Consider the following 12,118-nt stretch of genomic DNA (forward strand, 5'->3'; position numbering starts at 1 on the left):
TTCTCCTATCGCTTGCGTGGTGTCAGTGCTGCTTGAATACGGGAAAAACGTGAAGGCGGCGAGGTGAGCTTCTGCGCCACCAGGTGCCCCGAACCGCCGGAGAGCCCCGGGCCGGGGTGGGTTGAGGCGCCGATATGCCAGAGGCCTTGGATGGCCGTTTGATGACCGGCGGCCTCCGGGAAGGGCCGCCACAGCAGATTCTGGAAGAGCTCGGCCGAACCACCGTAGGGATCGCCGTTCACAGCGTTGGGATTGATGGAGGCAAGGTCCGTCGGAGCCAGAATGTCAGAGGCCAGGACACTCGCGCGCGTCCCGGGGGCGAACTGTTCCAGTCGGGACAGGACCCGTTCCAGATAGCCTTTTTTCAGTCCCTCATCCCAGCCGTTGGCCACGTCCAGCTCACCGGCGGCGTCGCCCACGGGCATGAACGGCGCTTCCTGAAGCTGCAGCCAGAGTGTCGCTTTGCCCTCCGGCGCACGGGAAGGATCCAGCACGTACTGTTGCCCCACCACCACACTAGGCTCAGCGGGCAGCAGCCCGGCCTCTGCCTGGGCGCAGGCGATGCCCGTGCTGTCCGAACCGTTGCTGATGTGGATCAGCGGCACTTGGTCCAGGCGGGAATCCAACCATGCCACGGGCTTGTCCAACGCGAGGTGGATCTGCATGGCCCCGCGGCCGTTCTGGTACCTGCCCGCTGCTTCGGCGAGGCCTGCGGGAGCGTTGGGGAGCAGCCGGGTATAGAGGGCTTGCGGTGAAACGTTGGCCAAAACGGTGGTCGCGGAGACAACGCCCTCGGAGGTCCGGACGCCGGTCACGGAACCGGATGTGGAGAGAATCTCATGGGCCTCTGTACCCAGCATGATCCGGACACCGTTGTCTTCCAGCAGGGATTGGAACGCCTCAACAAAGCGGGAAGCGCCACCTTTCACTACCGGCAGCCCAAACCCGTGCATGCTCATGGCCATCACGGGCAGCATCACGCCACCTGTCGCCTGGTCAGGGCCCAACCCCGCATGCATGAGCCACGCAGACCACAGCTGATCCGTTTCCCAACCGTCAAAGCGGCTGCGGAGGTAGTTCCGGCCGCTCATGAGGGAGTCCCGGATGAAGGCTTCATTGCCCTTGATCTTGCCGGTTCGCAGCGCTCCGACAGCGAGCTTGGCCAAGTCCGGGAACGAACGCAGTTCCGCGCCGAAAGCCCCGAACACAGTTGCCGCATGCTTGCCCAGATCATCCAGCATGGCGAGGTACGCTGCCCGGTCACGGGGCTCAGTGAATGCTGCCGCCGTCTCCGCCGGATCCCGGTGGGCAATGGCCACCCTTTGTTCTCCAGTGGCAGGGTCCAGAGCGACCGCGGCGGTTACAGGGCCGGAGGTATTGCAGTACTCCAGGCCCCTCGCGTGCAGTTCCTTGCCCAACACTCCATAGGCGCCCCCGGATACAAACAATGGATGCCAGGAGGAGAAAGTGTCGTGGATGAAGCCCGGCAGGGTCCGCTCCGAGGATTCGATGAAGCCACCCAAACGGTCTGCACGCTCAATGAGGCACACCCGCTTTCCCTTCAGGGCGAGCTCGGCTGCTGCGACCAGCGAGTTGATGCCCGAGCCGATGATTGCGACGTCAACGGAGTCCATGCGGTGCTGTTCCTTTCAGAAGTCGGGGTGGCTGGCAGTGGCGTGGTACTTGCCGCCGTGGAACACCAGGGGAGCACCGCCGTCGTGCTTGTAGCTTTCCACCTCACCGACGTAGATGACGTGATCCCCGGCGTCATGTCGCGAGACGGTGCGGCACTGGAAGGTCGCGACCGCGCCGTCCAGCAGCGGAACACCGGCGATGCCTTCGGTAGTTTCCGCGCCCGCGAACTTGTCGGTCGCCGGTGTGGCGAACTGCCGGGACAACACGTGCTGGTCGCTGGCCAGGATGTTGATGGCGAAGTGTGTGGCTTCCTCGAAGTCGACAAGGCTGGGTGCGCGTTTGCTGGGGCACCACAGGACCAGGGGCGGTTCCATGGAGACGGACGTGAAGGAGTTCGCCGTCATTCCCACTTTCCGGCCGTCCGCCGAGACGGTGGTGACCACGGTGACGCCGGTGGCGAATTGCCCCAGCGCACTCCTGAAGTCGCGGACGTCGAAGGAGGAGGTGTCTTCTTCCTTCCTGGCCTGCATGAAGTCGGCGGCAGCGGTGGAGTCGAACCACCACGGGTACGAGGTTCGCGGGTCGTCGAAGCCGTTCACGATGTTCGCCGCCAGCGCCGGATGTTCCGCCGCTTCGCTGAGGAGCGTCTTCTGGTGGTCCCGACGAGGCTTCAACAGGTCATTGGTCCATTCCACGGCCCACTGTCCCCACCCGCGCCAGAACTCGTCGAAGGTGCGCTCCATCCACAGGCGGTCGAATGGTTGCTGGCCGCGGCGGACAATCGAGTCAAGGTAGTACTTGGCTGCGAGGGTTGCGTTGTTGGAGCCCTGCCCTGTGAGGGGATCGTTGAGGACGACCGCGTCACCCAGGCCGAACACCAGCTTTCCGTTGCCGAGTTCCCCGACGGCGGACCTCACGGTTGGCGTAATGCGCCCCAGGAGCGTGGCGCCGTCGTCGGTCAGTTCCGCCCCGGCGAAGTTCTCCGCCTCGTGCGGGAAATGCTCGCGCAGGATTTCCAAGGAACGCTCGAGCTGCTCCTGCGGACTTCCGACGTCGGTCCAACGGTCCATGGGGCCGCCCACCACGCCCTCGAACACCATCATGCGGCAGGGGCCGGACACCGTCAGTCCGGGGAAGGTAAAGAATTCGCCGACGCCGGGGGCCATGGACATGCGGATGGGGTCACCGGCAGTGCCGGTGCCGTCCGCGCCGGTGCCGGCGGCAGCAGCGGCGTCGGGCTTGACGTAATTCAGGGCCAGGACGCGCTGCGGGCGGTCGAACGGCGACTTGCTTTTGTCCCGCGGGAAGATCTGGCCGATTTCGCCCTTACCGGTGCTCACGATGACAAGTTCGTAGTCCCGGGCGAGCTCCTCAAGCATGCGTGCAGTGACCTTCTCGATGCGGAAGTCGCCGCCGGCCGCAACGAAGGTCTCGATCCACAAGGCGCTCTTGATCCGCTGGTCGATGGAGCGGGCGGGGCCATCGAGTGGTGCTTCCCACTCAATGGGCTGTTCGGCCTGCACCCGAAGCCGGATGGAACCAATGGCCGGTACCGATCCCGATTCGTAGTAGTCCGTGAGCGCCGTACCCAGCTGGGCCTCGGCGTCCAGCGCTGTGGAGAACATGCATTGGCTGGACATGACCTTCCCTACGCGGATTTGGGCGGCGGAACGGTCGGACAGCAGCGTCACCGCGTACCCCTCCCGTTGCAGGCCCAGTGCCAGTTGGGCGCCGGATTCGCCGGCTCCGATGATTGCTATTTTTCGCATCGTAAGTCCTTTTTAGCAGGGCTGTGCTAGGAAACTTTGGCCGCAGCCAAGTCCGCCAGGTAGTTGGCCGCTTTGTCCGGGTACATGAACCAGTCCTGGAACTCCGGTGGGTGGTTGAAACCATTGGCGAAGCGGTGGGCGATGTCGGGCTCGCTGCCGGCAGCGCCCAGGAGTTCAAGGACGTGGGGTGGCGGCGGAGCCAGCAGGGCATTCGTCCAATGGGCAACGTGCTGTGCGTAGTCCCAGTAGCGCTCAAAGGTGGCCTGCATAAACTCTGCGTCGTAGACCCGGTCGCCCTGCTGGATGATGCTGTCCAGGTACGACGCCGCGCATTTGCTTGCGTTGTTCGAGCCCTGTCCTGTGATGGGGTCGTTCAACACCACGACGTCGGCCAAGCCCAGTACCTGCGCGCCACTGGGCAGGGCGGCAATGGGGTGGCGAACGGTGGGGGCGAAGCGGCCCTGGAGAACGCCGTTGGGGTCGGTGAGTTCAACGTCTTTGGCGCGTTCTGCTTCCCACGGCAGGAAGGTCTTGAGGATGTTCTTGGAGTTCTCCAGGTGTTCCTCGGGGGAGAGGCCCTTCCAGGAATCCATGGGTCCGCCGGGCACACCTTCAAAGACCATGATTTCGCAGGGGCCGGTGGTGGTGAGTGCCGGGAATACGAAGTACTCGCCAACGCCGGGGATGAGGTTGAACGAGACCGCCGAGTACTCCCCGCGCGGCGTCAGGCCCTTTACATACGTCAGCGCCAGGGCGCGCTGGGGAGCGTCATAGGTGCTGCGTTCGGCGTCGCGCGTAAAGAGTTGCGCAATCTCGCCCTTGCCGGCGGCGACAATGACCAGGTCCGAATTGCGGGCGTATTTCTCCAGCTCCTCGACGCCAGCGTCCTCGAACACCAGCTCACCTCCACGGGCGGTGAACTCCTCCATGAACCGGGGAAACTTCACCCGCTGGTCGATGGACTTGGCGTGGTGGTCCAGGCGTGATGCCCAGCTGATGGCCTTCTCACCGGGAAGCTCCGGATGCGGGATTGTGAAGGAGATCCCATCTACCGTGGGCGCGTCCGGCCAGAAGTCCAGCCCCAGTGCCCGTTCATGTTCCAACGCGTTGTGGAAGATGCATTGGCTGGAGGCGACTTTGCCCCCGGCAATTTCCTCGGGCGTCCGGTTGGAGATGGTGGTGACCTGGTAGCCGGCGTCGAGCAGGCCGATTCCCAGCTGGAGGCCGGATTGCCCGGCGCCCACGATCGTGATGTGGCGTTGCGTCATGATGTTCTCTTTCCTTTTCGGGTGGCGTTGGGGTCAATTGGCGGCGAGCAGGGGGATGGTTTCTTCGGCGCGCTCCGGGCCCAAGGCGGAATAGCCGCCGTCGACCGCCCAATCGGCGCCCGTCACGAAACTCGCCTGGTCGCTGGCGAGGAACGCGACGACGTCGCCCACCTCGTGGGGGCGTCCGACGCGGCCCAAAGCGTGGAACGGTGCCGCAACGGAGTCCGTTTTTTCCAGGCTTCCGTTGCTGAGGGAGTCCATGATGTTGCTCCAGACCCAGCCCGGGCTGACTGAATTCACGCGGATGCCGTCGGCAGCGAAGTCCACGGCCATGCTCCGGGTGACCTGCACCAGCGCGGCCTTGCTGGCGGGATAGAGCCAGCGTCCCGTTTGGGCCACCGAGCTGGAGATCGAGGTGAAGTTGATGATGGCACCGTGGCCGGACTTTGCCAGGTACGGGCGGGCCGCGTTGCTGGCCAGGACTGCGCTGACCAGGTTGACGTTCAGTGCGTCCAGCCAATCCCTGCGTCCGGAAGCTGCGCCTGCGTCGTTGTAGCTGCAGGCCAGGTTGACCAGGATGTCGAGGCCGCCGTGTTCCTCCACGGTACGCGTCATCAGCCCGTTGACGGCGTCGTCGTCGGTGATGTCCGTGTGGGAGAACGTGACGCGTTCGCCCAGCCCGGCGGTGACGGAACCGCCGTCGGGGTCTATGTCGGCAACAACGACGGCGGCGCCGGCGTCCCGCAGCGCCGTCACCACGCCCTGGCCCACCTTGGTGACGCCGCCGGTGACGATTGCTGTCCTGCCGTGAAGTCCTGACATGGCCATACCTTCCTTCTGTGGGATGTTGTTACGGAAATATGACGTGCGTCATATTTACTCTGGAAGTGACTCTAGGGAGTCCCGCGGCGTCCGGACTATCCAATTAGCGCAGGGACTATCCGTTGTGCGCAGCGTCCTCGTCCTCCTGATGCCAGCCGGCCCACGGCGAATGAGTCACCAGGGTGTCCTTTTTCTGCAGTTCTGCTGCCCACAGTTCGAAGTGGTTCCGGTCCCATTCGTCCCGGCGGTCGTGCACGAGCTTGATGTTCTTCACTTGTTCCCACCTCCCTTCTGCGTTGTTTCGGTGGTGTGAGCTGCGTCATACTTGTCCTGAAAGCGACTCTAGACAGCCGCTGCACTCCGGAATATCCAATTGGCGCGGGGAACATCCGAAAGGCGAAAAGCTGCGAAAACCCAGGTAAAGCAGGTGGTTGAAAGTGCGGATTCTTCCTCGGGATGTCCTGCGGGGTCGGCCAACAACGGCCACAACCGACGTGGATGAAGCGCATGCCAGGATCGCTGAATTGTTCTGTGGGCATGAGCTGGCTCCCCGCACCCGCAAGTCGACCGTGAACATGAAGCTCCGGTCGTTGCACCGCGGGGACGTGGGTATCGAATTCCTTGACTACGGTGGGGACGTCAGGATTAATCCGGAGGGTTTGCAGGACTTCCACCTGGTCCAGATTCCTTTGGCCGGCCATGCTTCCATGCAGGTGGGATCCACCACGGTGGAGTCCAGCCCGACGCTGGCCAGCGTGCCGCCGATCGACCGGCCGTTTTCCATGAGCTGGGACATCGGCAGTCCGCACTTGATTGTCTATGTCCGCCGGAAGGCTCTTGAGCGTGTGGCCTACCAACTCAACGGAACCGCTCCAGGCGAGTTGGGCTACGGCATGGACCTTTCAACCGCCGCCGGCCGGGCATTCCTGAGGTCCGTCGTCGAACTTCATGACGACCTGATCAGCCAGCCGCAGTCCGAATCCCCGGCTTTCGTTCAGGGTTTGCTGGCGGCCAGCATGATGTCGCGGCTCTTGATGGCCCTTGAACCCGCCTCTGAGGTGGTGCCGGATGGCGACAAGGAAAGCCGCCTGGTCCGGGAGTGCCGCGAGCTGCTGGAGCGGCACGCCTCCGAAGAACTGACGGTGCCGGATATCGCGGAACGGCTCGGCGTCTCGGTCCGCACCCTGCAAACCGCGCTTCGGGCCGAAACCGGAGCGACGCCGTCGGACCTGCTCAGGAGCATCCGCCTGGACCGGGCGCGTGAGATGCTGCTCGAAGCAAATCCCCGCGAGCAAAGCGTGACGGCGGTCGCCGAGTTGTGCGGTTTTACGCACCAGGGGCGGTTCTCGGCCCTGTATCTGAAGACGTTCGGTGAGTTGCCGTCGGAGAGCCTGCGGCGGTGAGGGGTGAAACGGCTATGCTTTGGCTCGCTCGATGAGCGCGTCCATTGCCCGGGTTGCCCTCTTCAACTGCTCCGGTGTCACCGGGTCAAACCCATACCCTGCGCGGGTCTTCATGTGAAGGAGCGCCGCGAGCTGCCTGGCGGCGTTGCCGTCAACGGACTTCAGCAGGTTCACCGCATCATTGTGGTCTTGACCTTGGGAGAAGTGACCCAGGCCCGCTATGCAGATCGCATCTGAAGCGGCGATGCCCGCGTGCACGCAGAGCGTCACGACGGCGTCGGCAACCTCGCGATGTTCGTCCACGAGATCAAGCGCATCGATGGCAACGCGCTGAAACTGCAGGGCTTTGCCCAGGCGACCACTGCGGATGTTCTCGTTCCCCTTCGACGTCTTCAGGACGCGGCCTTTGCTTCACGTAGCCTGCGACCCAGCCAATTCGTGTCACCGTAGACAGTGAGCCCCTCGGCGACGATGGAATCGAAGATTGGCGCTGGCGCGATTTCCGATGCCCTGTACACAAGGGGGCGGGCATCATTTCCGGTCCAGATACTCACTTTTCCGGCGAGATCCGCAACGCAAGTTTCCGCCAGCACGTCATCCGTTTCATCGGAGAGGCCAACAAACAGGTCAATATCACTATCAGTCCGCATGTCTTTACGTGCAGCGGAACCGAAGATTGTGACGACAGTTGGACTGAATTCCCACAGGTCAATGGCGAGGCGAATTCTCTCGGAAAGCCGATCCCTCGCCGACGCGAGCCCAAGAACAGCCTCCGCGAGCAGATGTTCGCGGTTGAGGCTATACATATGCGTTCGCCCGGCAACTTTATCCGCGACAATGCCTTGCTCCACGAGTCTTCCCAGCGCCTTGCGAACTCCCGCCAGCGAGCCGCCTTCAGGAAGTAGGGCGTTGATGGTGGGCGCAGTGAACTCTGCATCCGCCCGCGCGAGAACGAACAGCACGCCCATATCGAGCGTCGGGCTGATGGCACTCAATGGATTTTGCAGCCTCATCACTGCCTCCGGATCTACTATTGTGCATCTATAGACACAATAGTAGACATCAGCCGTGCGGACTGACTACGCCTCCAGCACGTACGTCTTCAGGTCATCCAGCGTCTGCTGCATATGGGCATCCATGGCCAACCGGGCTTCGTTGGGATTCCGGGACTCAAGGGCGGCCGCGATCTTCCTGTGGTGCCCGATGGCGTGCGCCTGGATCTCCGGGAACGCGGAGGTCTCCGCCCGGCGCGCCTCGAGCACCCGGTGCAGGGGCTCAAATAGCACCGCCACGAAGACATTGCCGGACGCGTGGAGAATCACGTCATGGAAGGCAAGGTCCGCTTCCACGAAGCCGGCGAGGTCGTTGACTTCATGTGAGGACTGCATCTTGTCGACGTGCTCGTTGAGCGTGCGGAGCTCGTCGTCCGAGATGCGTTCCGCGGCCAGTTCGCACGCGCCGGTCTCGAGCATCCGGCGAAGTTCGATCAACTGGACCGCCGCGGCGGCGTCTTTGGTGCCCTCCGATGCTGCGCGGAGCACTGCTTCAAGCGATGCCCACTGGTTCAACGGGTTCACAAACGTTCCACGGCCACGCTCGACACTGAGGATCCGTTGTGCTTCCAGGGTCTTCATGGCCTCACGCACGGTCATCCGGCTCACCTCGTGCTTTGCGCTGAGTTCCAGTTCTCCTGGAACCACGGTGCCGGGCGGGAATTCACCCGCGATGATCCGGTCCAGCAACTCATCAGCTACGACGCCGACCAGCGACTTGCGTGCCATGTATCCCCACTCCTGTATTCCCGCCCATCTTGTGCCCGCGTAACCCCGGGCGGGATGGATGTCAGACATCTTACGCTGGCAATGGCCGGTTGGTTCTCCAAAACTCCTGCAACGTTTCGGCGCATTGCCGAGGTTGTTCCCAGTGGACGCTGTGGCCGGCGTTCGGGATGGCCCTGAGGATCCTCCCCGGCCCGGCGTCCACAAAGGCGGACATCTGGTCGATCGAGCGAACCCGGTCTTCTGTTCCGGCCAGCACCAGCAGTGGCGCGTGAACCCGCCCGGGTATTGAAGGATCGACGCCGGTCATGGCCGCTTTGCCGCTCGGGCCCAACACCTCGAAAGGTACGTCAAACCCCCGGCTGAGCAGTTCTTCCTCCCGTCGGGGCAGCGTTCCGTACCAAGCCTTCATGCAGCGGTCCTTGGCTTCGCCATCGATGAAGCCCTGCTTCCATTGTGACTCCAGCAGCGATCGGAAACCGTCGTTGGGAGGTGCCGGGGCCATGCCAACCAGCGTCACGGTTGCGGCCAACTCCGGATAATTGGCGGCCAGTGTCAGGGCTACGCTGCCGCCGAGCGAGTGTCCGACCAGATGGACGGGCACGCTGCGCGTGGCATTAAGGGTCGCGGCCACGGAGGCGGCCGCCGAGTCCAGGCTCCACTGAAACTCCGACGGCAGGATCTCCCCTGGATGGTACCCGGGCAGGTCCACGATCCAGACCTGTGTCCCGGCGTCGAGCAGCTTTTCCGCCAGAGGTTCCCAATAGGCAGAAGTGGAAGCCCAGCCATGGATCAGGACGGCAGGAATGGCCTCACCTGCGGAAACACGTGGCTCGCGAATATCCACGAACGATAGCGGGTTCATGCTCTCTGCCATGCCCCCAGCCTAGTGACGGGCGTCTCCTTGCGCGGTGTGAATGCGTATGTCACACTGTTCAAATGTTAGATGTCTGACATCTGACATTCATAAACCCGCAGCAGAGATTTTCACAATGGAGTGCACAGTGATCCTTGAAGCCGACGTTCTGGCCGCCTTCCCGGCGGAGGTCCGGATTCCCGCCCAGCTCGTGGCCGACGCCGTTGCCGCGTCCTCGGCGAGCAGCCCCCGCATCCTGGTGGTCCTCGACGACGACCCCACGGGCACCCAGTCCGTTGCAGATCTCGCTGTCCTGACCAGTTGGGACGTAGCCGACTTCGCCTGGGCCTTTGGCCACATCCAGGACAACAACACCAAGCCAGCCGTCTACGTACTGACCAACACACGCAGCCTTGACCCCGCGGAGGCTGCAGCGCGGAACGAGGAAATCGTCCGCAACGCGCTCGCCGCTGCCGCCGCTTCCGCGGATGGCCTGCGCCTGGGTTTCGTCAGCCGCAGCGATTCCACCCTCCGGGGGCACTACCCGCTGGAGCCGGACACCATTGCCGCCACCGTCGCCGCCGAAACCGGCGAGACCACTGATGGCGTCGTGATCGTTCCGGCGTTCCCCGACGCCGGACGCGTCACCATCGGCGGCGTGCACTACATGCGTGGCGACGCCGGCACCCTCACCCCGGTGGCCGAGACGGAATTCGCCAAGGATGCCAGCTTCGGGTTCGCCAACTCCGAGTTGGCCCTTTACGTGGAGGAAAAGTCGCAGGGACGATACCCGGCAAACGAGGTCATCGTCCTGGACCTCAACATCATCCGTGCCGGCGCTGCAGCCAACGACCCCGCCATCTCCGCCAAAGCGATCGCCGACGCCATCGAGTCCGCCACCGATTCCACCCCGATCGTGGCCGACATTGTCACGGAAAACGACTTCCGCGCCCTCGCTCTGGGCTTGGAAGAAGCGGAACGCCGCGGCAAGAAGCTCCTGTACCGCGTGGGCCCGCCGTTCGTCCGGGGCCGCATCGGCCAAGACATCCGCCAGGCCCTGACGGGAGAGGAAGCCTTCGCCGGCAACACCCCCTCCACAGCCGGTGGACTGATCGTTGTCGGCTCCCACGTTGGCGTGACCACCCGCCAGCTCAACGACCTCACCTCCCAGCACGGCTCGGCCCGGACCATCGAAATCGATGTCGAGAAGCTTCTGGCCGTCGAGGCGGAAGCCGAGGGCTACATCGCAACTGTTGTGTCCGACGTCGTCGACGCCCTCCGCCAAGGTGATGTCATCGTCCACACCAGCCGCCTCCTCATCAAGACCGACGACCCCGCAGCGAGCCTGAAGATTGCCCGCACCGTCTCCGCCGCCGTCGTGGCTGTCGTGAACCGTACGCTCAAGACCTTCCCGCCACGGTTCGTCATAGCCAAGGGCGGCATCACGTCCTCGGACGTAGCAGCGCACGGCCTGGAAATCCGGCACGGAATCGTTCGGGGCCCCATGCTGCCGGGCATCGTCTCGCTGTGGGAGCCGGTTGACGGGCCCGCGAAGGGCATTCCCTACATCGTCTTTGCCGGCAACGTCGGCGACGACCAATCACTGACCCAGGTCACCCGCAAACTCAGCGCCACTTTCTAGATTCAACGGAGAACACCATGACCACCAGCAGCAACTACACCGTCACCGTCCTCGGCCTGGGTGCCATGGGACTGCCCATGGCGACGCGGCTCGCGTCCGAGGTCACCGTCCACGGCTTCGATATCGCCGAGGCACGCCTCGATCTCGCCGCTGCGGCCGGCATCAAGACGTTCGCTTCCGCCCGCGAAGCCTCCCAGGATGCGGATGCGTTGCTTCTGGCCGTCCGCAACGGTGAACAGCTCAACGACGTCCTCTTTGGTGAAAACGGCGTGGCACCCGTCCTGAAGCCGGGCGCCGTCGTGATTCTCGGAAGCACTGTCGGTACGGAAGCCATCCCGGCCACAGTCGCCAAACTGGCCGAGTATGGCGTTTCACTCGTTGACGCTCCACTGTCCGGCGGCCCCAAGCGCGCGGGCGAAGGCGATCTCCTCATCGTCGTGGGCGCCGAACCGGAGGCCCTGGAAAAGGCCCGTCCCGCCCTGGAACTGCTGGCCTCCACCCTCACCATCGTGGGAGACAAGCCCGGCGACGGCCAGGCGCTCAAGACGGTCAACCAGCTGCTGTGCGGCGTCCACATCGCCGCAGCCGCTGAAGCCCTGGCACTCGCCGACGCCCTCGGACTCGACCAAGCCAAGACCCTGGCAGCCCTTGAAGCCGGAGCGGCCGGTTCCTTTATGCTCTCCAACCGGGGCCCGCGTATCCTTGAGGCCTACGACGAAGAAGGCGCCGAAGTCCTCAGCCGCCTGGACATCTTCGTCAAGGACATGGGAATCGTGGGCAAGGCTACCCGTGCCGCCGGACTCGCCGCACCCGTTGCCGCTGCCGCAGAACAGCTTTACCTCCTCGGGCAGGCCCAAGGCCTCGCCGCTGCTGACGACTCCGCCGTCATCAAGGTTGTAGCACCCGCCAAGCGCACCGCCTAAACAACTCAGCCCACCCCAGAAC

Annotated in this window: 12 protein-coding genes; 3 read left to right on the plus strand and 9 right to left on the minus strand. The window is 63.8% G+C overall.

Annotated elements, in window-relative coordinates:
• Nucleotides 1-5: 5 nt before the first annotated feature.
• From PQ627_RS05495 to PQ627_RS05515, 5 genes are all read right to left on the minus strand, one after another.
• The gene (locus PQ627_RS05495) at nt 6-1,634 is read right to left on the minus strand and encodes a phytoene desaturase family protein (protein WP_274259128.1); all 1,629 of its coding nucleotides are present in this window, start codon (nt 1,632-1,634) and stop codon (nt 6-8) included.
• Nucleotides 1,635-1,649: 15 nt separating this feature from the next.
• Nucleotides 1,650-3,404, minus strand: coding sequence for a flavin reductase (locus PQ627_RS05500; protein WP_274259130.1), 1,755 nt, complete (start codon nt 3,402-3,404; stop codon nt 1,650-1,652).
• Nucleotides 3,405-3,430: 26 nt separating this feature from the next.
• Entirely contained in the window at nt 3,431-4,672 is a 1,242-nt protein-coding gene (locus tag PQ627_RS05505) for a styrene monooxygenase/indole monooxygenase family protein (protein ID WP_274259132.1), read from the minus strand.
• Nucleotides 4,673-4,705: 33 nt separating this feature from the next.
• Nucleotides 4,706-5,494 (minus strand): SDR family oxidoreductase, encoded by a 789-nt coding sequence (locus PQ627_RS05510; RefSeq protein WP_274259134.1) that lies wholly within the window; start codon nt 5,492-5,494, stop codon nt 4,706-4,708.
• Nucleotides 5,495-5,609: 115 nt separating this feature from the next.
• Nucleotides 5,610-5,768, minus strand: a complete 159-nt coding sequence (locus PQ627_RS05515; RefSeq protein ID WP_186313612.1) for a hypothetical protein — start codon at nt 5,766-5,768, stop codon at nt 5,610-5,612.
• Nucleotides 5,769-5,931: 163 nt separating this feature from the next.
• On the opposite strand from PQ627_RS05515, the gene PQ627_RS05520 reads away from it, so the two are divergent.
• A complete protein-coding gene (locus tag PQ627_RS05520; RefSeq protein ID WP_274259136.1) occupies nt 5,932-6,897 on the plus strand; it encodes an AraC family transcriptional regulator in 966 nt (321 codons plus the stop codon).
• Between the two features lie 12 nt (nt 6,898-6,909).
• Here the strand turns inward: PQ627_RS05520 and PQ627_RS05525 are convergent, their stop codons facing one another.
• The 4 genes from PQ627_RS05525 to PQ627_RS05540 all read right to left on the minus strand — a co-directional run bounded on the left by PQ627_RS05525 (nt 6,910) and on the right by PQ627_RS05540 (nt 9,552).
• Nucleotides 6,910-7,200 carry a hypothetical protein gene (locus tag PQ627_RS05525; RefSeq protein WP_274259138.1) on the minus strand — a complete coding sequence of 97 codons (291 nt, stop codon included), beginning with the start codon at nt 7,198-7,200 and terminating at the stop codon, nt 6,910-6,912.
• An 89-nt stretch (nt 7,201-7,289) separates the two neighbouring features.
• Nucleotides 7,290-7,910 (minus strand): nucleotidyltransferase domain-containing protein, encoded by a 621-nt coding sequence (locus tag PQ627_RS05530; RefSeq protein ID WP_274259140.1) that lies wholly within the window; start codon nt 7,908-7,910, stop codon nt 7,290-7,292.
• A 66-nt stretch (nt 7,911-7,976) separates the two neighbouring features.
• Nucleotides 7,977-8,678 carry a FadR/GntR family transcriptional regulator gene (locus PQ627_RS05535; protein ID WP_144661671.1) on the minus strand — a complete coding sequence of 234 codons (702 nt, stop codon included), beginning with the start codon at nt 8,676-8,678 and terminating at the stop codon, nt 7,977-7,979.
• A 70-nt stretch (nt 8,679-8,748) separates the two neighbouring features.
• On the minus strand, nt 8,749-9,552 hold the full coding sequence (locus PQ627_RS05540; RefSeq protein ID WP_274259144.1) for an alpha/beta fold hydrolase: 804 nt from the start codon (nt 9,550-9,552) through the stop codon (nt 8,749-8,751).
• Nucleotides 9,553-9,679: 127 nt separating this feature from the next.
• Here PQ627_RS05540 and PQ627_RS05545 point away from each other — a divergent pair, with 127 nt between their 5' ends.
• Nucleotides 9,680-11,173, plus strand: coding sequence for a four-carbon acid sugar kinase family protein (locus PQ627_RS05545; RefSeq protein WP_274259146.1), 1,494 nt, complete (start codon nt 9,680-9,682; stop codon nt 11,171-11,173).
• Between the two features lie 17 nt (nt 11,174-11,190).
• Nucleotides 11,191-12,096, plus strand: coding sequence for an NAD(P)-dependent oxidoreductase (locus PQ627_RS05550; protein ID WP_144661674.1), 906 nt, complete (start codon nt 11,191-11,193; stop codon nt 12,094-12,096).
• Nucleotides 12,097-12,118 lie beyond the last annotated feature (22 nt).

The sequence above is a fragment of the Paenarthrobacter sp. AB444 genome, assembly GCF_028736865.1.
In the GTDB taxonomy this organism is placed as follows: Bacteria; Actinomycetota; Actinomycetes; order Actinomycetales; family Micrococcaceae; genus Arthrobacter; species Arthrobacter nicotinovorans_B.